This window comes from Pantoea sp. YU22, assembly GCF_003970755.1.
Classification (GTDB): domain Bacteria; phylum Pseudomonadota; class Gammaproteobacteria; order Enterobacterales; family Enterobacteriaceae; genus Pantoea; species Pantoea piersonii.
Genome location: NZ_RYDU01000001.1, coordinates 13,370 through 32,419 on the forward strand (window position 1 = coordinate 13,370; position 19,050 = coordinate 32,419).

Below are 19,050 nucleotides of genomic sequence, written 5' to 3' on the forward strand. Positions count from 1 at the left end.
GGCAAAATTTAGCGCGCCATCATACTCCAGCCGAAGAGATGACGCCAATGCTAAACCGCGAACGGCAAGCTTTTGCTTTTAAAGCGCAAAAAAGCGACGAACGCTGCGCAATACGGCATCAGGCTTCTCGGCGTGCACCCAGTGGCCAGCGCCGCTGATCACGTGCGCATGGGCCGCCGGAAACTGACGCAGCAGCGCGTCGCGGTAGTGATTGTCGAGATAGGGCGAGTCGCCGCCGCGAATAAAGAGCGCGGGATGGGGCCAGGCCGGCACCTCTTCCCAGCCAGTTATTGTAGCGTAATTATCCCATAGCGCCGGAACGTTGAAGCGCCACTCGCCATCCTGAAACGATTTAAGAAGGAACTGGATAACGCCGTCCTCTTTAATATGAGTGCGCATCACCTGCGCGGCCTCACTGCGCAGGCGCACGCCTGCGTCGCTCACTGCGCGGACGGCAGCGAAAATTTCGTCGTGGCGTCGTGTCTGGTAATCCACCGGCGCGATATCGATCAGCACCAGCTTCTCCAGCCGCTGCGGCGCCAGCGCGCTCATCGCCATGGCAATTTTACCGCCCATCGAGTGGCCGATAACGGCGACGCGATCGATATGGTGCGCGTCCAGCGTCTCGAACATATCCTGCGCCATGGCGCGATAGCTCATCTCTTCGGCGCGCGGCGAGAGGCCGTGGTTGCGTACATCCACCTGAATCAGCGGCCCTGCGTCTTTCAGGCCGCGCGCCAGCACGCCAAGGTTATCCAGGCTGCCGAACAGGCCGTGAATGAAGAGGATGGGTAAGGAGTCAGCGATTGATTGGTCAGTTTGCAGACGAGCATTTAAAATCATGGCAAAGTTCTTACGATGGGGACCTTGGGTTAGGTTATCATGCTTTTACCTTTCCAGGCGCGACGACACGACAGGCTTTAGGGCATATTCCGACTTTTGCCCTCTGAGCGTGCGAATGCTATCAGCCCGCCTGGTTTTAACTTTATAATCCTTATGTTAGAACCCGCCCGTCCAGCGAACAACCGAGCTTTGCAGCGGTGTTTTTCAGGCTGGCGTGGTTCTGTCACGAGTCAAAACCGTACGGAAAAAGATGAAAACGATCGAAGTTGACGAAGACCTCTACCGCTATATCGCCAGCCACACGCAACATATCGGCGAGAGCGCCTCTGACATTTTACGGCGGATGCTAAAATTTACTGCCGGTCAAAGCGCGCCTGCGGCGGCAGCGCCGTTAGCGGCGGGCGATACGGCGCAAAAAACGATTCAGCCGGTGCGTGCGGAAAACCGTCCGCAGGATCGGGTACGCGCCGTACGTGAACTGCTGCTGTCGGACGAATACGCCGAACAGAAGAAAGCGGTTAATCGTTTTATGATGATTTTGTCAACGCTCTATCGTCTTGATCCTTCGGCTTTTGCTGAGGCTACTGCATCGCTGCAGGGCCGTACTCGCGTTTATTTTGCGGGTGACGAGCAAACGCTGTTGCAAAATGGCACCCATACTAAGCCGAAGCACGTACCCGGCACGCCGTACTGGGTGATCACCAATACCAATACCGGCCGTAAACGCAGCATGGTGGAACACATCATGGTCTCGATGCAGTTCCCGCAGGAGCTGGCAGAGAAAGTTTGCGGCACCATTTAAACTGAAGCGTCAGGGAGAAGCGCCAATGGCCAGTCACCCCCGTGCCGGGCAACCCGCCCAGCAGAGCGATTTGATTAACGTTGCACAGTTAACATCACAGTATTATGTCCTGCAGCCCGACGTGGCGAACCCGGACCATGCGGTGAAATTCGGCACCTCCGGGCATCGTGGTAGCGCAGGCCGTCAGAGCTTTAACGAGCAGCATATTCTGGCGATCGCCCAGGCGATAGCCGAAGAGCGCAAGAAAAACGGCATCACCGGTCCCTGCTATGTCGGTAAAGATACGCACGCGCTCTCTGAGCCAGCGATTCTGTCGGTGCTGGAAGTGCTGGCCGCTAACGGCGTAGACGTCATTGTGCAGCAGGACAATGGCTATACCCCGACGCCCGCTATCTCTAACGCTATCCTTGAGCACAACAAGCAGGGCGGCGCGCAGGCGGACGGCATCGTCATTACGCCGTCGCACAACCCGCCGGAAGATGGCGGCATTAAATACAATCCGCCGAATGGCGGCCCGGCCGACACCAACGTCACGAAAGTGGTGGAGGATCGCGCTAACCAGCTGATCAAAGCAGGCTTGCAAGAAGTAAAACGACTGCCGCTGGATCAGGCGTGGGCGAGCGGCCGTATCGTCGAGAAAGATCTGATTCAGCCCTATGTTGAAGGGCTGGCGCAGGTGATCGACTTTGCCGCTATTCAGAAAGCGGGTCTGAAGCTGGGCGTTGATCCGCTGGGCGGCTCCGGCATGGAGTACTGGAAGCGCATCGCTGAGCATTACAAACTCGATCTCACCATCGTGAACGACGCAATCGACCAGACCTTCCGCTTTATGCATCTGGATAAAGATGGCGTGGTACGTATGGACTGCTCTTCCGAGTGCGCCATGGCGGGACTGCTGGCGTATAAGGACAAGTTCGATCTGGCGTTCGGCAACGACCCTGACTATGACCGTCACGGCATCGTGACGCCGTCAGGCCTGATGAACCCGAACCACTATCTGGCCGTTGCTATCAATTATCTGTTCCAGCATCGTCCGCAGTGGGGCAAAGAGGTCGCCGTAGGCAAAACGCTGGTCTCCAGCGCAATGATCGACCGCGTGGTTAACGATATTGGCCGTAAGCTGGTGGAAGTGCCGGTGGGCTTTAAGTGGTTCGTTGACGGCCTGTTCGACGGCAGCCTCGGTTTCGGCGGCGAAGAGAGCGCAGGCGCGTCTTTCCTGCGCTTCGACGGCTCTGCCTGGTCAACCGATAAAGACGGCATCATTCTTTGCCTGCTGGCGGCGGAGATTACCGCGGTTACCGGCAAGAACCCACAGCAGCACTATGACGAGCTGGCTGCTCGCTTCGGCGCGCCGAGCTACAACCGTTTGCAGGCGCCTGCGACCTCTGCCCAGAAAGCGGCTCTCTCTAAGCTGTCACCGGAGATGGTCAGCGCCGATACGCTGGCGGGCGATCCCATTACCGCGCGTCTGACGGCAGCGCCGGGCAATGGCGCGTCTATCGGCGGTCTGAAAGTGATGACGGAAAACGGCTGGTTCGCCGCGCGTCCGTCAGGCACCGAAGACGCTTACAAGATTTACTGCGAGAGCTTCCTGGGTGCGGAACATCGCGCGCAGATCGAGAAAGAAGCGGTAGAGATTGTTAGCGAAGTGCTGAAAAACGCCTGACAGAAGAGGTGGGCTGAGGCACTCTGGAGCAACAGGCCAGGGCGCCAGGCGGATTTCATGGTCCGCTCGCCCACCTTTCACATTACCTGCTTATATCAGCGCCCTCTGGGCGCTTTTTTATGGCATAAAGCGGTAGCCGATGCCGGTTTCAGTCAGCAAATGTTTTGGCTGCGTTGGATCGGCCTCCAGCTTTTGCCGCAAGTGCGCCATATAGATGCGCAGATAGTGGCTGTGCTCAACCGCATTCGGCCCCCAGACCTGACTCAGCAACTGGCGCTGCGTCAGCACTTTCCCGATATTGTTCAGCAAAATGCCCAGCAGGCGAAATTCAATCGGCGTCAGGTGAATTTCCTGCCCGGCGCGCAGTACGCGGCGCGCGGCCAGGTCTACGCTGACATCGCTAAAGCGAATCACCGGCTCCGGCTGCTGCCCCGGATGGCGGCGCAGCGCCACGCGCACCCTCGCCAGCAGCTCGCCAATGCCGAAGGGCTTCGTCAGATAATCATCCGCGCCGACGTCCAGCGCATCTATTTTATCCTGCTCATCGACGCGTGCCGACAGCACAATGACCGGTACGGCGCTCCACTGACGCAGATCGCGAATAAAATCGCGCCCGTCGCCGTCAGGCAGACCTAAATCGAGGATCACCAGATCGGGCTTGCGCGTGGCTGCTTCAATCAGGCCGCGCTGCAGCGTATCGGCATCAACGACTTTGAGCGCTTCTCCTTCCAGCGCGAGGCGAACAAAACGCCGGATCTCTTTTTCATCTTCAACAATTAATACGGTGGCCACGCGGCGCTGCTCCCTGCCTGAAAACCTGTCGCTACTTTATCAGCAAAACCACAGGCTGCGTATTGATCATAAAGCGATCAGAAGATTAACCATTTTGTAACTTACTTTCACTATTATCTGAAACTGAGTCTTTAAAGCCAAAAATAGTGGTCGGATGAGTAGTAAAATTACACAGGGCAGCGTAATATCTGAGCAAGATCACATTTCAGCCGCTGCTTCAAAGGAGGCCAACGATGTACCAGAAATATCCCTTCTATAAAATTTTCTTGCGTCGTGCGCTGGTTATCCTGCTGGGCGTAACGGCGCTGCCGGTGATGTTGTTTCGTCAGGACCGGGCGCGCTTCTACAGCTATCTGCATCGTATGTGGTGCAAAACCAGCGCCAAGCCGGTCTGGCTGGCGCAAACGGAAGCCGCAGGCGGCGTTTTCTGGTAATGCGCTGGCGTAGCGAAACAGAGCCCGATCATGCTATCGGGCTTTGTTGTTTCTGAAGCCCCGTCACAGAGAAAACCCTCTCCATCCCTGGGATGAGGCTGTTATTCGTTCTATTTTCAGCTACACTTAAACCTCTACAAGATTTCGGAGGTTGTACAAGTATGAGCGTAAAAATTCCGCTGGGTATCAGTGCCTGCCTGCTGGGAGAACAAGTCCGTTTTGACGGCGGTCATAAACGTCTGGCGTTCGCCGTCAACGAGCTTGCGCCTTTTGTACGTTTCGAACCGATTTGCCCCGAAATGGCGATAGGCTTGCCGACGCCGCGCCCGGCCCTGCGGCTGGTGAAACAGAGCGATGAAGAGATCCATCTCTGCTTCAGTAAAGAGGGCGGCGAAGAGCTGACCCAGCAGATGCGCGACTGGTCAGCCGAACGGGTAACATCCCTGCATCATCTGTGCGGCTATATTCTGTGCGCAAAATCACCCAGCTGCGGCATGGAACGCGTGCGCGTCTATGAACCTGACACCAACAACAATCGTAAAGCGGGCATGGGGCTCTTTGCTGAGAGGCTAACGGCGGAAATGCCCTGGCTGCCTGTCGAAGAGGATGGCCGTCTGCACGATCCGGCGCTGCGCGAAAACTTCGTTGGGCGCATCTGCGCACTGCACGAATTCAATCAGATGTGTAAGCGGGGTCTGACGCGCGCGCAGCTTATCGCTTTCCACAGCCGCTACAAGCTGCTGATGCTGGCGCATTCACAGGAAAAATATCGTGAGCTTGGCCCGTTTGTCGCCTCGATGAGCCAGTGGGATTCGCTGGAGGCTTTCGCCTTTGAATACCGTAACCGCATGATGGCGTTGCTGTCGCAGCCTGCGACGCGTCGCAACCATACCAACGTGCTGATGCATGCGCAGGGCTATTTCCGTCGACAGCTTAGCTCGCCGCAGCGTCAGGAACTGGCAGAGCTGATTGATCGCTACCGCTGCGGCGTTCAGCCGCTGCTGGCGCCTATCACCATGCTGAAACACTATATGTCGCAGTATCCGCATCCCTGGCTGACGCAGCAGCGCTATTTCGATCCCTACCCGGAGGCGCTGCGCCTGCGTTACGGCCAGTAATATGCGCACGCATCTGGTCTGGCTGCGTAATGACTTACGCATAAATGACAATCTGGCGCTGAACGCCGCCTGCCGCGACGCCGATGCGAAGGTGATCGCGCTCTTTATTGCAACGCCACAGCAGTGGCGTCAGCATGACATGGCGCCGAAGCAGGCAGCTTTTATCTATGACAGCCTGCTGGAGCTGCAACAGGCGCTGGCCGATCGCGGCATTGAGCTGCTGACGCAAGCGTGCGACGATTTTGCCGCGTCGGTTGACCTGCTGGTCGCCTGTTGCGAGCGTCACCGCGTCGATGCGCTGTTTTACAATTATCAGTATGAGCTGAACGAGCGTAAGCGCGATGCCGAGGCGGAAAAGCGACTCGATCGGGCGGGCGTGGTATGCCAGGGATTTGATGACAGCGTTATGCTGGCGCCGGGCAGCGTCCAGACCGGCGACGGCAAGATGTACAAAGTCTATACCCCCTTCAGTAAAGCCTTCGTGCGCCGTCTGCAGCTTGCCCTGCCGGCGTGCGTCAGCGCGCCGAAACCGCGTAGCGGCGGCGCCGTGAAGGTAATAAAGGCCGCGGAGCGCTTTGACTACCCCATGGAAGAGTACGATCGCGAGCGTTTCCCGCCGGGGGAAAACGCGGCGCTGCAGCGTCTGCGCCATTTTGCCCGACAGCCGATAACCGATTACTGCGTGGCGCGCGACACGCCGTCGGTGGATGGCACCAGCCGCCTGTCGGTCTATCTCGCTACCGGCGTGCTGTCGCCGCGCCAGTGCCTGCATCGCGTGTTGAAAGAGCATCCGCGCGCGCTGGAGGAGAGCAGGCTCTTTACCTGGCTTAATGAGCTTATCTGGCGCGAGTTTTATCGCCATCTGATGGTGGCTTTTCCTGCGCTTTGCAGGCATCAGCCCTTTGTTGAATGGACGCGGCATGTTGACTGGCAGCGCAACGAGGAGCACTTCACCGCGTGGAAAACAGGCAAAACCGGGTATCCCATCGTCGACGCGGCGATGCGGCAGATGAAAGCGCTGGGGTGGATGCACAACCGGCTGCGTATGATAACCGCCAGCTTCCTGGTTAAAGATCTGCTGATCGACTGGCATGAAGGGGAGCGTTATTTCATGCAAAACCTGATTGACGGCGATCTGGCGGCGAATAACGGCGGCTGGCAGTGGGCGGCGTCAACGGGAACCGATCCCGTGCCGTACTTCCGCATTTTTAACCCGACGACGCAGGGCGAGCGCTTCGACAGTCAGGGCGCTTTTATCCGTCAGTGGCTGCCGGAGCTGAAAGAGGTGCCGGACAGCGATATCCATCAGCCGCAGCGCTGGGCAGAGAAAAACCACAAGAGGCTCGATTATCCCTCGCCAATCGTGGAACATAAGCAGGCACGTAAAAAGACATTAGACGCCTTTGTGCGCGCGAAAAACGCAGCCTGAGGCGGCCGGAGCCGTTATGAATCACTATGAACTTGAAAATATCGTCAACCAGCAGCTAAACAGCGGCGCCTTTAGCGACTACGCGCCTAACGGACTGCAGGTTGAGGGACGAACAGACGTAAAAACCCTGATTACCGGTGTTACTGCCTGTCAGGCGCTGGTGGATGAAGCCGTGGCGCGCAACGCCGATGCGATTCTGGTGCATCACGGTTACTTCTGGAAAAGCGAGCCAGCGGTCATCAAAGGTATGAAGCGCAACCGTCTGCGCGCGCTGCTGGCGAACGACATTAATCTTTACGGCTGGCATCTGCCGCTCGACGCGCACCCGACGCTGGGCAACAACGCTCAGCTGGCGAAGCTGCTGGATATCGAGGTAAAAGGCGAAGTGCAGCCGCTGGTTTTCTGGGGCGAGCTGGCGACGCCGCTGAGCGGCGAGGCGCTGGCGCAGCGCATCGAAGAGAGACTGGGACGCGCGCCGCTGCACTGCGGCGATAACGCTCCGGCGCAGATCCGCCGCGTCGCCTGGTGCAGCGGCGGCGGGCAGGGCTTTATAGACAGCGCAGCCGCCTTCGGCGTGGATGCCTATATTACCGGCGAGGTCTCCGAGCAGACGATTCACAGCGCCCGCGAACAGGGGATCCATTTCTTCGCCGCCGGTCACCACGCTACCGAGCGCGGTGGCATCAAAGCGCTGGGTGAATGGCTGGCCGAACAGCACGGCCTTGAGGTTACCTTCATCGATATTCCCAATCCCGCCTGATTTTTCTCCTGTTATGCGCCCGCTTTCGGGCGCAAATCTGTTGACACCGTTCTGACACTTTCGCATAACTATTCGCTTTATTCTGATAATCGTCAGCCGCCGCGCGGATAGCGTAGCGGAAAAGTGGAGGTGGGATTTGCAACGAGCACGATGTTATCTGCTTGGTGAACAGGCGGTGGTGCTGGAGCTTGAACCACCGGTATCGCTGCAAAGCCAGCAGCGCATTTGGGGGTTGACGCAGCATCTGCAACAGCATGAGCAGGTGGCGGAAGTTATTCCAGGCATGAACAACATTACGCTGCTGCTGCGCGACCCGCAGCAGAGCGCGCTGGACGCTATTGAACATCTGCAGCGCTGGTGGGAAGAGAGCGAGGCGCTGGAGGCGACGTCGCGGCTGGTGGAAATTCCGGTGATATACGGCAACGAAGCCGGGCCGGATCTGCAGGTAGTCGCCGATCACGCCGGCCTGACGCCAAAGCAGGTAGTAGAGCTGCACAGCAGCATCGACTACATGGTCTATTTTATCGGTTTTCAGCCGGGATTCCCCTATCTTGGCGGCCTCGACAGCCGTCTCCACACCCCGCGTCGCGCTGAGCCGCGCCTGAGCGTTCCGGCCGGTTCGGTAGGCATTGGCGGCAGCCAGACCGGCATCTATCCGCTCGCGACGCCCGGCGGCTGGCAGCTGCTGGGGCAGACGCCCGTTGCGCTGTTTAACCCGCAGCAGCAGCCGCCGACGCTGCTGCGGCCCGGCGACAGCGTGCGCTTTGTGCCGCAAAAGGAGGGCATATGTTAAGGATATTGCGCGCAGGACTGGCCACCACCTTACAGGACAGTGGCCGCACCGGCTGGCGTCAGTCCGGCATCAGCGTCGGTGGCGTACTCGATTTGCCTGCAATGCGCACCGCGAATTTGCTGGTCGGCAATGCTCCAGACAGCGCGGTGCTGGAGATCGTATTAGGCCAGTTTAAAGCGGAATTTATGCGTGACGGCTGGTTCGCCCTGACCGGCGCGGCCTGCAACGCCGAACTGGACGATAAGCCGGTCTGGACCGGCTGGCGGCTGCCGGTGAAAAAAGGGCAGGTGCTGACGCTCTCTATGCCGCTGCACGGCATGCGCAGCTATCTGGCAATCCACGGCGGCTTCGACGTCGAGCCGATGCTCGGCTCCGTCAGTACCGATCTCAAAGCGGGCTTTGGCGGCTGGCAGGGGCGCAAGCTGGAAGATGGCGACCGGCTGCCGCTCGGCAAGCCGACGCAGCTCTTCACCCGTAAAGCAGGCGTCCGCCAGCTGCTGTGGAGTAACCGCATCCGCGCGCTGCCGGGGCCGGAATATAATGAATTCAGCCGCGAGGCGCAGATGGCCTTCTGGCGTACGCCCTGGATGCTCAGCCCGCAGAGCAACCGCATGGGCTATCGCCTGCAGGGACCGGAACTGAAGCGCGAAACCTCGCGCGAGCTGCTGTCGCACGGGCTGGTGCCTGGCGTGGTGCAGGTGCCGCCAAACGGGCAGCCGATCGTGCTGATGGCCGATGCGCAGACCACCGGCGGCTATCCGCGCATCGCCTGCGTTATCGACGCCGATCTCTATCAGCTGGCGCAGATCCGTCTGGGCGAGCCGATTCACTTTATCCAGTGTTCGCTGCCGGTCGCCATGCAGGCACGCATGCATCAGCAGCGCGCGCTCGACCATATGGCATGGGGACTTGCTGATGAAAATTGATCTGAATGCCGATCTCGGTGAAGGCAGCGGCAGCGATCGCGCGCTGCTACAGCTGGTCAGTTCGGCCAATATCGCCTGCGGCTTTCATGCTGGCGATGCTGAAACCATGCTGCAGTCGGTGCGCTGGGCGAAAGCGTTTGGCGTCGCGATTGGCGCGCATCCGAGCTTCCCGGATCGGGAGAACTTCGGCCGCACGGCAATGCAGCTCCCGCCGGAAACGGTCTACGCGCAGATGATTTATCAAATCGGCGCGTTGAAAAGCCTGGCGGAAAGTGAAGGGGAGACGCTGATGCACGTTAAGCCGCACGGGATGCTCTATAACCAGGCTGCAGCCGACCCGGCGCTGGCGGATGCCATCGCCCGCGCGGTAAAAGCGGTCGACGCACGCCTGATCCTGGTTGGGCTGGCGGGCAGCGAATCCGTGCGCGCCGCGGTGCATCACGGTCTGCGCACGCGCGAAGAGGTGTTCGCCGACCGCGGCTATCTCAGCAGCGGCGCGCTGGTGCCGCGCAGCCAGCCGGGCGCGATGATCGAAGAGGAAGAGCGCGCTATCCAGCAAACGCTGTCGATGGTTAAAGAGGGAAAAGTAGAAAGCATCAGCGGCGAGTTGATCGCCGTTAATGCGCAAACCGTTTGTCTGCACGGCGACGGCGCGCACGCCTTATTGTTTGCGCAGCGTCTGCGCGATCGCTTCGCTGCCGAGGGGATCGCCGTCACCAGCGCCTGATTTTTCATACTTTGCCCGGCCTCGCAGCCGGGTTTTTCAACATAAGGGTCAACATGGATAACGTGATAAACCTCTGGCCGCTGCTGGGTATCGCAGCCATCGTGATCGGCTTTTTGCTGCGCTTCAATCCGGTACTGGTGGTGATTGTCGCCGGCTTCGTCACCGGCTTTGCCGCGCTGATGCCGCTGAGCGATATTCTGGAAAAACTGGGTGCGGGCTTTCTGAATACGCGCAACCTGCCGCTGATCCTGCTGCTGCCGCTGGCGGTTATCGGCCTGCTGGAGCGACACGGCCTGAAAGAGCGCGCGCAGACCTGGATTGCGCAAATTAAAACCGCCACCGCCGGGCGTTTGCTGATCGTCTATCTCTTTGTGCGTGAGATTACGGCGGCACTCGGCCTGACCAGCCTCGGCGGTCATCCGCAGATGGTGCGTCCGCTGCTCGCGCCGATGGCCGAAGGCGCGACCGAAAGCCGTTACGGCGAGATTTCACCCGAGGTGCGGCATCGCCTGCGCGCCATGTCGGCAGCGACAGATAACGTCGGGCTGTTCTTCGGCGAAGATATTTTCGTTGCCTTCGGCGCGATTATTTTTATGCACAACTTTATGCTGGAGTCAGCCAATATTCAGACCGAACCGCTGCATATCGCGGTCTGGGGCATTCCTACCGCCGTGGCCGCCTTTCTTATCCACTCGACGCGCCTGGTGCGCCTCGATCGCAGGCTGGCGCGCGAGCTGCGCGTGCTGAACAACGAAGCGCTGAAAGCGAAAGGAGGCCGCTGATGTTTCAACAACAATATCTGATGTGGCTGGCGGGACTTATTCTGCTGGTGGTCGCGCTGCTCTCCTGGCGCGACACCCATAACCCGCGCCGTCTGACGACCGGGCTGTTCTGGGCGCTATATGGCTTGATTTTTCTGGTCGGCGACTGGACCACGCAGATGATGAGCGCGCTGGCCGGCACGCCGGAGCTGGGCACACGCTATCTGCACATTCTGGTTGGCGTACTGGTGGTCGCGATGGCGCTGATCGCCGGCTGCGGCGGTGTGCGGCTCGGACGTTACCATCAGCGCAGCGACGAGGAGAAGCAGGCAAGCGCTCGCCGTCTCGGCAATAAGCTGTTTCTGCCCGCGCTGGCGATCCCGGTCGTGACGGTGGTCGGCGTGCTGGCCTTTAACCATATTCCCGGCCTGCAGGAGGCGGTGTTCGGCGCAGGCAACCATTCGACGCTGGTAACGCTCTTCTCCATGATGACTGGCTGCCTGCTCGGCTGGCTGATTGCGCTGAAGATGACGCATGAGAAGCCGGTACAGTCGATGCAGGAGACGCGACGCCTGCTGGATGCGATCGGCTGGGCCTTTATCCTGCCGCAAATCCTTGCCACGCTTGGTCTGCTGTTTACCAGCGCAGGCGTTGGCAGCGCGATTTCGCATCTGACGGAGAGCTACCTGGCCGTCGATAACCGCTTCGTCGCCGTGACGGTCTATACCGTTGGCATGGCGCTGCTGACCATGGTTATGGGCAACGCTTTTGCCGCTTTCCCCATTATTACCGCTGGCGTCGGCATTCCCATTCTGGTGCTGCAGCACCACGGCGATCCCGCCGTTATGGCGGCGATCGGCATGTTCTCGGGCTACTGCGGTACGCTGATGACGCCGATGGCGGCCAACTTCAATATCGTGCCCGCCGCGCTGCTGGAGCTGCCGGATCGCAATGCGGTGATCAAGGCTCAGGTGCCGACCGGTGTGCTACTGTTAATCGTTAACGTGTTCCTGCTCTATTTCTTAATGTTCCGATGAGGTCCATATGAAGACTGTATTGGTGACGGCATTTGAACCTTTCGGCGGCGAAAGTCTTAACCCTTCCTGGGAGGCGGTACGTGCGCTTGACGGCAAAACGCTCGGCGGCGCGCGCATCGTGGCGCGCCAGCTGCCGGTCGTCTTCAGCGACGTGCTGGGGGTGCTTTACGCCGCGATGGATGAGGTACAGCCCGATTTGATCCTGTCGGTCGGACAGGCGGGCGGCCGCAGCGATATTACCCTGGAGCGCATCGGCATTAACGTCGATGATGCGCGTATTCCCGATAACGCAGGGCAGCAGCCGGTGGACGAGCCGATTGTGGCAGACGGACCGGCAGGCTATTTTTCCACGCTGCCGATTAAGGCGATTGTCGCGGCGTTGCGCGAGGCGGCCATTCCCGCGTCGGTTTCGCAAACTGCCGGGACCTTTACCTGCAATCGTGTGATGTACGGTCTGCTGCACCGGCTGCATACCGAGGGCAACCGCGTGCGCGGCGGCTTTGTGCATATTCCCTACCTGCCGGAGCAGGCGGCGCAGCATCCAGGTGCGCCCAGCATGGCGCGGGATAACGTTATGCAGGCGCTGGAGATCGCTATTCGTGTCTCGCTGGAGACGGAAACGGACCTGAAAGTCGCCGGCGGCGCAACGCACTAAGAGGACAAGCATGCCAGAAGGACCGGAGATCCGCCGCGCGGCGGATCAGCTAGAGGAAGCGATTGTCGGCAAGCCATTGACGGAGGTCTGGTTTGCCTTTCCCGAACTCAAGACTTACGAACCTGCGCTGCTGGGCGAGCAGGTCAACGCCATCGAGACGCGCGGCAAAGCGCTACTGACGCACTTTTCCAACGGCCTGACGCTTTACAGCCATAACCAGCTGTATGGCGTCTGGCGCGTGGTAGAGAGTGACAAGGTGCCGGAAACGAAACGCCAGCTGCGCGTGCGCCTGGCGGTCGCCGATCGCGCCATTCTGCTTTACAGCGCTTCCGATATTGAACTGCTTAACGCCGAATCGCTGGCGGCGCATCCGTTTCTGAATCGCGTCGGGCCAGATGTGCTCGATCCGCAGCTTGATGTGGCGACGGTGCGTGAAAGGCTATTGTCGCCGCGCTTTCGCCGTCGTCAGTTTAGCGGGCTGCTGCTCGATCAGGCGTTTTTGGCGGGTCTGGGCAACTATCTGCGGGTGGAGATCCTCTGGCAGGCGGGTCTGCTGGCGCAGCATCGCGCGCAGGCGCTAACGGATGAGCAGCTTGATACGCTCAGCGAGGCGCTGCTGGCGATACCGCGTCACTCTTACCGTATGCGCGGCACAATGAAGAAGTACCATCACGGCGCGGCGTTTCGCTTTGAAGTGTTCCATCGTCAGGGGAAGATATGTCGTCGCTGCGGTGAGATTATTCAGAAGGGGACGCTCTCTTCGCGGCCTTTTTACTGGTGTCCCGGCTGCCAGCACTAAGCGAAAAATGAGCAGTACAGGTGACGCGATAGTTCGGGAAGCGGGTGACTGGGCTCGAAGAGCAAAGCGTCCCGCGGCAGGGAAGGCGCGGGACGAGCGAGCAGGGATGCGAAAAGCGACTTTGCGATCGAGCCCAGTTACCCGCGTTGGCACAGAGCCAAAAAGCAAAAGCGGAGATTTCTCTCCGCTTTTTATATTGCCTTAATCTTCTTTTTTCAGCGCAGAGGTAAATTCGCGCTCGGTATAGCCAGTGTAGAGCTGACGCGGACGGGCAATTTTCATACCTTCGTCGTGCATCTCTTTCCAGTGCGCAATCCAGCCGACGGTACGCGCCATGGCAAAGATCACCGTGAACATTGATGACGGAATGCCCATCGCTTTCAGAATAATGCCAGAGTAGAAATCGACGTTCGGGTAGAGTTTGCGCTCGATAAAGTAGGGGTCGTTCAGCGCAATATGTTCCAGCTCCATCGCCACTTCCAGCAGGTCATCCTTCATGCCCAGCTCGTTCAGCACTTCATGGCAGGTTTCGCGCATAACGGTCGCGCGCGGGTCGTAGTTTTTGTACACGCGGTGACCGAAGCCCATCAGGCGGAAAGAGTCGTTTTTGTCTTTCGCGCGACGCACAAATTCCGGAATATGCTCAACGGTGCTGATCTCTTCCAGCATGCGCAGTGTGGCTTCGTTCGCGCCGCCGTGCGCCGGTCCCCACAGCGAGGCGATGCCTGCCGCGATACAGGCGAACGGGTTGGCGCCGGAAGAGCCAGCGGTACGTACGGTAGAGGTAGAGGCGTTCTGCTCATGGTCAGCATGCAGGATCAGAATACGGTCCATGGCGCGTTCCAGCACCGGGTTCACCTTGTACTCTTCGCAAGGCGTAGCGAACATCATATGCAGGAAGTTACCCGCGTAGGAGAGATCGTTGCGTGGATAAACAAAAGGCTGGCCGATAGAATATTTGTAGCACATTGCCGCCATGGTCGGCATTTTGGACAGCAGACGGAACGCGGCGATTTCACGGTGACGCTCGTTATTCACATCCAGCGAATCGTGGTAGAAGGCTGCCAGCGCGCCGGTGACGCCGCACATTACCGCCATCGGGTGAGAGTCGCGACGGAAGCCGTGGAACAGACGGGTAATCTGCTCATGGATCATGGTGTGGCGGGTCACGGTCTCGCGGAATTCTTCAAACTGCTGCTGCGTTGGCGCTTCGCCGTTCAGCAGGATATAGCACACTTCCAGATAGTTGGAGTGGGTCGCTAGCTGATCGATAGGGAAGCCACGATGCAGCAGGATACCTTCATCGCCATCGATAAAGGTGATTTTGGATTCGCAGGACGCTGTAGAAGTGAAACCCGGATCAAAGGTGAACAGGCCGTTTGAACCCAGAGCGCGGACATCAACCACATCCTGGCCCAGCGTGCCTTTCAGCACGTCCAGCTCAAGCACCGATTCATCTTGTAGGGTTAGCGTCACTTTTTTATCTGTCATTTTCGTCTCCATAGCGCCTTATGTAAGTATGGATCTTAGACACCTGAAAAGCGGTCATGTTGCGGTCGCCATTTACTTCACAATAACACTCTGCGGTAACAACGCGGGTGCAGGGTACAGAGTGAGAGGCGTGTCCCGACAGGGAACGAGGCAGTCATGAAAATCTGCATATCGCGGTTGTTAAAGATCCGGTCTGGACATAACTTCCTGGTAATCAACAACCTGTTGTTTTAGGGTGCTCACAATCAGAATGTTACATAACTTGTGCTTAGGGGAAAGTGTATCCCCATAACTTTTGTGCATCACTGGGGTTTGATGCCCTAGTTTGTAACTGAATTGTTGAACTTTTGTCAAATCAGATAATTAAATTTGTATTAAATGTGAAATTCGTGAGTCAGATCACTGTTTCACTCAAATGTACCCAAAGAGATTGTAGGGTAATTGTAATAAGAATGTGATCGTCCTATACTGCCGCCAGGTCTCCGGAAACCCCCTGACACCAGGAGCCACCCAGCGTTTCTACCGCGTCAATTAACACTGGATGTTGCTGATTTGGTGACGGTTAAAGTCTGAACACACCTGTGATTCGACTCCGCCTCAGGGACCGGAGGAAGCAAAATAAAAAAGAGCTGTGTGGGCAAAACCGTGAAAAAACAAAGACCTGTCAACTTGGATCTCTCGACGATCCGGTTTCCCGTTACTGCAATATCGTCCATTCTCCACCGCGTTTCCGGCGTCATTACCTTTGTGGCCCTCGGTATCCTGCTCTGGTTGCTGGGCACTTCTCTCTCTTCCCCGGAAGGTTTTCAGCACGCTGCCGCCATTATGGATAGCTTCTTCGTGAAGTTTATTCTGTGGGGCATTCTCACGGCGCTGGCATTCCACACGGTGGGCGGGATTCGTCATATGTTGATGGATTTTGGTTACCTGGCTGAGACGCTGGCTATCGGCCGTCAATCCGCCTGGGTCTCCTTTGGCATTACTGTCGTGCTTTCAATTTTGGCTGGAGTTCTCGTATGGTAAGCAATGCATCCGCGTTGGGCCGTAGTGGCATTCAGGACTGGCTGCTGCTGCGCGCTTCGGCAATCCTCATTACGCTCTACATCATTTACATTGTCGGCTTCATCGCCCTGACCGATACGCTGACCTATGACGTCTGGCGCGGCTTCTTCGCCTCGTCATTCACAAAAGTTTTCACCCTGCTGACGCTGTTCTCCATTCTGATCCACGGCTGGATTGGAATGTGGCAAGTGCTGACCGATTACGTCAAGCATCTGGCCGTCCGTCTGATTCTGCAGATGGCGATCGTGGTTGCGCTGCTGTGGTATGCAATCTATGGAACTGTTGTGGTGTGGGGTGTGTAAATGAATTTGCCAGTCAGAGAATTTGATGCCGTGGTGATCGGCGCAGGCGGCGCAGGTATGCGTGCCGCATTGCAAATCTCCCAGTCGGGCCAGACCTGCGCCCTGTTATCGAAAGTTTTTCCGACCCGTTCCCACACCGTGTCTGCGCAGGGCGGCATTACCGTCGCGCTCGGTAACACCCATGAAGACAACTGGGAATGGCACATGTATGACACCGTGAAAGGTTCCGACTATATCGGCGACCAGGACGCGATCGAGTATATGTGTAAAACCGGCCCGGAAGCGATTCTGGAGCTGGAACATATGGGTCTGCCGTTCTCCCGTCTGGAGGATGGCCGCGTCTACCAGCGTCCGTTCGGCGGCCAGTCGAAAAATTTCGGCGGCGAGCAGGCGGCACGCACCGCGGCGGCGGCGGACCGTACCGGCCACGCGCTGCTGCATACGCTCTATCAGCAGAACCTGAAGAACAAAACCACTATCTTCTCCGAATGGTATGCGCTCGACCTGGTAAAAAACCAGGATGGCGCCATCGTCGGCTGTACGGCGATCTGCATTGAAACCGGCGAAACCGTCTACTTCAAAGCGAAAGCAACTATTCTGGCGACCGGCGGCGCGGGCCGTATCTACCAGTCGACCACCAACGCGCATATCAATACCGGCGACGGCGTCGGCATGGCGCTGCGCGCAGGCGTGCCGGTGCAGGATATGGAGATGTGGCAGTTCCACCCGACCGGCATCGCTGGCGCGGGCGTACTGGTGACTGAAGGCTGCCGCGGCGAAGGCGGCTACCTGCTGAACAAACATGGCGAGCGCTTTATGGAGCGTTATGCGCCGAACGCTAAAGATCTGGCAGGCCGCGACGTGGTTGCGCGTTCTATGATGATCGAAATCCGCGAAGGACGCGGCTGCGATGGCCCGTGGGGCCCGCACATCAAGCTGAAGCTCGATCACCTGGGCGCAGAAGTGCTGGAATCGCGTCTGCCGGGCATCCTGGAGCTGTCGCGCACCTTCGCGCATGCCGATCCGGTTAAAGAGCCGATTCCGGTTATCCCGACCTGCCACTATATGATGGGCGGTATTCCGACCAAAGTTACCGGCCAGGCGCTGCGCGTTAATGCGCAGGGCGAAGATGAAGTCATTCCTGGGCTGTTCGCCGTCGGCGAAATCGCCTGCGTATCGGTGCACGGCGCCAACCGTCTCGGCGGCAACTCGCTGCTGGACCTGGTGGTGTTCGGCCGCGCGGCCGGCGTACACCTGATGGAGTGCATCGAACAGCAAGGTCCGCTGCGCGACGCCACGACGGAAGAGATCGACGCCGCTATGGCGCGCTTCAACCGCTGGGAAAACAACACCACTGGCGAAGATCCGGTCGAAATCCGTAAAGCGCTGCAGCGCTGCATGCAGAACAACTTCTCAGTATTCCGTGAAGGCGATGCGATGAAGCAGGGTCTGGAAGAGCTGAAACAGATTCGCGAACGTCTGAAATCAGCCCGTCTGGATGACCGTTCACCGGACTTCAATACCCAGCGTATTGAGTGCCTGGAGCTGGATAACCTGATGGAAACGGCTTACGCCACGGCGGTTGCGGCAAACTTCCGCACCGAGAGCCGCGGCGCGCACAGTCGATTCGACTACCCGGATCGCGATGATGAAAACTGGTTGTGCCACAGTCTCTACGTCCCCGAAACCGAGAGCATGACGCGCCGCGAGGTGAACATGCAGCCGAAACTGCGCGCGGCCTTCCCGCCGAAAGTGCGTACATACTAATTGCGGAGACGATCATGAGACTCGAGTTTTCTATTTATCGCTACAATCCTGAGGTCGACGCCGCGCCGCGCATGCAGGATTACACTCTGGAATCGGAAGACGGGCGCGACATGATGCTGCTGGATGCGCTCATCCGTCTGAAAGAGAAAGACCCGACGCTGGCGTTTCGTCGCTCCTGCCGTGAAGGCGTGTGCGGCTCCGACGGCCTCAATATGAACGGTAAAAATGGCCTGGCGTGCATCACGCCGGTCTCCGCGCTGGGCAACGGCAAGCAGAAGATTGTGATCCGTCCGCTGCCGGGCCTGCCGGTTATCCGCGACCTGGTTGTGGATATGGGGCAATTCTATGCGCAGTATGAGAAGATTAAGCCTTACCTCTTGAATAATGGAGAGAATCCGCCGGCGCGCGAGCATCTGCAGACGCCTGCCGAGCGTGAGCATCTGGATGGCCTGTATGAGTGTATTCTCTGCGCCTGCTGCTCAACCTCCTGTCCGTCGTTCTGGTGGAACCCGGATAAGTTCGTCGGTCCTGCTGGTCTGCTCGCCGCGTATCGCTTCCTGATCGACAGCCGCGACACGGAAACCAATGCGCGCCTGGACAACCTGAGCGACGCTTTCAGCGTTTTCCGCTGTCACAGCATCATGAACTGTGTGAGCGTGTGTCCGAAAGGGCTTAACCCGACGCGCGCCATCGGCCATATCAAGTCGATGCTGCTGCAACGGAATGCATAAAACCTTATCCGTCCGGGAACCTCAGGTTCCCGGCGTTTTACGGAAGCCTTGCTAAGCGCGGCGGCGCCACGCTTAGCAAGGTTCCCTTACGGGCAGGGCGCGTGTGAGCGCACAGGCTCGTATCGCTGAACTCACTACGGCAAACCGCGAAAGCG

20 protein-coding genes are annotated in these 19,050 nt (G+C 58.5%); 17 read left to right on the top strand and 3 right to left on the bottom strand.

The features are described 5' to 3' along the window. Window positions 1–78: 78 nt before the first annotated feature. Window positions 79–843, bottom strand: coding sequence for an esterase (ybfF, locus tag EKL29_RS00085; RefSeq protein ID WP_126688551.1), 765 nt, complete (start codon window positions 841–843; stop codon window positions 79–81). A 250-nt stretch (window positions 844–1,093) separates the two neighbouring features. Here ybfF and seqA point away from each other — a divergent pair, with 250 nt between their 5' ends. Together seqA and pgm are read left to right on the top strand one after the other, a co-directional pair. Continuing rightward, on the top strand, window positions 1,094–1,645 hold the full coding sequence (gene seqA / locus EKL29_RS00090; RefSeq protein ID WP_126688552.1) for a replication initiation negative regulator SeqA: 552 nt from the start codon (window positions 1,094–1,096) through the stop codon (window positions 1,643–1,645). A 25-nt stretch (window positions 1,646–1,670) separates the two neighbouring features. Then, window positions 1,671–3,311: a phosphoglucomutase (alpha-D-glucose-1,6-bisphosphate-dependent) gene (pgm, locus tag EKL29_RS00095; protein WP_120451439.1), complete on the top strand. Its 1,641-nt coding sequence runs from the start codon at window positions 1,671–1,673 to the stop codon at window positions 3,309–3,311. Between the two features lie 117 nt (window positions 3,312–3,428). On the opposite strand, the gene kdpE is transcribed toward pgm, so the two are convergent. Then, window positions 3,429–4,103 carry a two-component system response regulator KdpE gene (kdpE, locus tag EKL29_RS00100; protein ID WP_120451441.1) on the bottom strand — a complete coding sequence of 225 codons (675 nt, stop codon included), beginning with the start codon at window positions 4,101–4,103 and terminating at the stop codon, window positions 3,429–3,431. A gap of 233 nt (window positions 4,104–4,336) precedes the next feature. On the opposite strand from kdpE, the gene EKL29_RS00105 reads away from it, so the two are divergent. The 11 genes from EKL29_RS00105 to nei all read left to right on the top strand — a co-directional run bounded on the left by EKL29_RS00105 (window position 4,337) and on the right by nei (window position 13,542). Then, window positions 4,337–4,537 carry a YbfA family protein gene (locus tag EKL29_RS00105; RefSeq protein WP_120451442.1) on the top strand — a complete coding sequence of 67 codons (201 nt, stop codon included), beginning with the start codon at window positions 4,337–4,339 and terminating at the stop codon, window positions 4,535–4,537. A gap of 161 nt (window positions 4,538–4,698) precedes the next feature. Then, on the top strand, window positions 4,699–5,655 hold the full coding sequence (locus EKL29_RS00110; RefSeq protein WP_120451444.1) for a 2-thiouracil desulfurase family protein: 957 nt from the start codon (window positions 4,699–4,701) through the stop codon (window positions 5,653–5,655). 1 nt (window position 5,656) lies between these two features. Beyond that, window positions 5,657–7,084: a deoxyribodipyrimidine photo-lyase gene (gene phrB / locus EKL29_RS00115; RefSeq protein WP_126688553.1), complete on the top strand. Its 1,428-nt coding sequence runs from the start codon at window positions 5,657–5,659 to the stop codon at window positions 7,082–7,084. 16 nt (window positions 7,085–7,100) lie between these two features. Beyond that, the gene (locus EKL29_RS00120; protein ID WP_120451448.1) at window positions 7,101–7,844 is read left to right on the top strand and encodes a type 2 GTP cyclohydrolase I; all 744 of its coding nucleotides are present in this window, start codon (window positions 7,101–7,103) and stop codon (window positions 7,842–7,844) included. Between the two features lie 136 nt (window positions 7,845–7,980). Further along, window positions 7,981–8,637: a 5-oxoprolinase subunit PxpB gene (gene pxpB / locus EKL29_RS00125; RefSeq protein WP_120451450.1), complete on the top strand. Its 657-nt coding sequence runs from the start codon at window positions 7,981–7,983 to the stop codon at window positions 8,635–8,637. Continuing rightward, the gene (gene pxpC / locus EKL29_RS00130; RefSeq protein WP_120451452.1) at window positions 8,631–9,563 is read left to right on the top strand and encodes a 5-oxoprolinase subunit PxpC; all 933 of its coding nucleotides are present in this window, start codon (window positions 8,631–8,633) and stop codon (window positions 9,561–9,563) included. The genes pxpB and pxpC overlap by 7 nt, the downstream gene beginning before the upstream one ends. Beyond that, entirely contained in the window at window positions 9,553–10,290 is a 738-nt protein-coding gene (gene pxpA / locus EKL29_RS00135) for a 5-oxoprolinase subunit PxpA (RefSeq protein WP_126688554.1), read from the top strand. The genes pxpC and pxpA overlap by 11 nt, the downstream gene beginning before the upstream one ends. Before the next feature lie 53 nt (window positions 10,291–10,343). Next, entirely contained in the window at window positions 10,344–11,072 is a 729-nt protein-coding gene (locus tag EKL29_RS00140) for a DUF969 domain-containing protein (RefSeq protein WP_120451456.1), read from the top strand. Next, window positions 11,072–12,088 (top strand): DUF979 domain-containing protein, encoded by a 1,017-nt coding sequence (locus EKL29_RS00145; protein WP_120451458.1) that lies wholly within the window; start codon window positions 11,072–11,074, stop codon window positions 12,086–12,088. The genes EKL29_RS00140 and EKL29_RS00145 overlap by 1 nt, the downstream gene beginning before the upstream one ends. 7 nt (window positions 12,089–12,095) lie before the next feature. Continuing rightward, on the top strand, window positions 12,096–12,743 hold the full coding sequence (gene pcp, locus EKL29_RS00150; protein ID WP_120451460.1) for a pyroglutamyl-peptidase I: 648 nt from the start codon (window positions 12,096–12,098) through the stop codon (window positions 12,741–12,743). 10 nt (window positions 12,744–12,753) lie between these two features. Then, the gene (nei, locus tag EKL29_RS00155) at window positions 12,754–13,542 is read left to right on the top strand and encodes an endonuclease VIII (protein WP_126688555.1); all 789 of its coding nucleotides are present in this window, start codon (window positions 12,754–12,756) and stop codon (window positions 13,540–13,542) included. Between the two features lie 201 nt (window positions 13,543–13,743). Here nei and EKL29_RS00160 read toward each other — a convergent pair whose 3' ends face one another. After that, window positions 13,744–15,033 (bottom strand): citrate synthase, encoded by a 1,290-nt coding sequence (locus EKL29_RS00160; RefSeq protein ID WP_126688556.1) that lies wholly within the window; start codon window positions 15,031–15,033, stop codon window positions 13,744–13,746. A gap of 633 nt (window positions 15,034–15,666) precedes the next feature. Here EKL29_RS00160 and sdhC point away from each other — a divergent pair. The 4 genes from sdhC to EKL29_RS00180 are packed head-to-tail and all read left to right on the top strand — an operon-like array spanning window position 15,667 to window position 18,895. Continuing rightward, window positions 15,667–16,056 (top strand): succinate dehydrogenase cytochrome b556 subunit, encoded by a 390-nt coding sequence (sdhC, locus tag EKL29_RS00165; protein ID WP_081136285.1) that lies wholly within the window; start codon window positions 15,667–15,669, stop codon window positions 16,054–16,056. Continuing rightward, window positions 16,050–16,397 carry a succinate dehydrogenase membrane anchor subunit gene (sdhD, locus tag EKL29_RS00170; RefSeq protein WP_120451465.1) on the top strand — a complete coding sequence of 116 codons (348 nt, stop codon included), beginning with the start codon at window positions 16,050–16,052 and terminating at the stop codon, window positions 16,395–16,397. The genes sdhC and sdhD overlap by 7 nt, the downstream gene beginning before the upstream one ends. Beyond that, on the top strand, window positions 16,398–18,164 hold the full coding sequence (sdhA, locus tag EKL29_RS00175; protein WP_120451467.1) for a succinate dehydrogenase flavoprotein subunit: 1,767 nt from the start codon (window positions 16,398–16,400) through the stop codon (window positions 18,162–18,164). 14 nt (window positions 18,165–18,178) lie between these two features. Beyond that, complete coding sequence (locus EKL29_RS00180; RefSeq protein ID WP_120451469.1) at window positions 18,179–18,895, top strand: succinate dehydrogenase iron-sulfur subunit; 717 nt, start codon at window positions 18,179–18,181, stop codon at window positions 18,893–18,895. Window positions 18,896–19,050 lie beyond the last annotated feature (155 nt).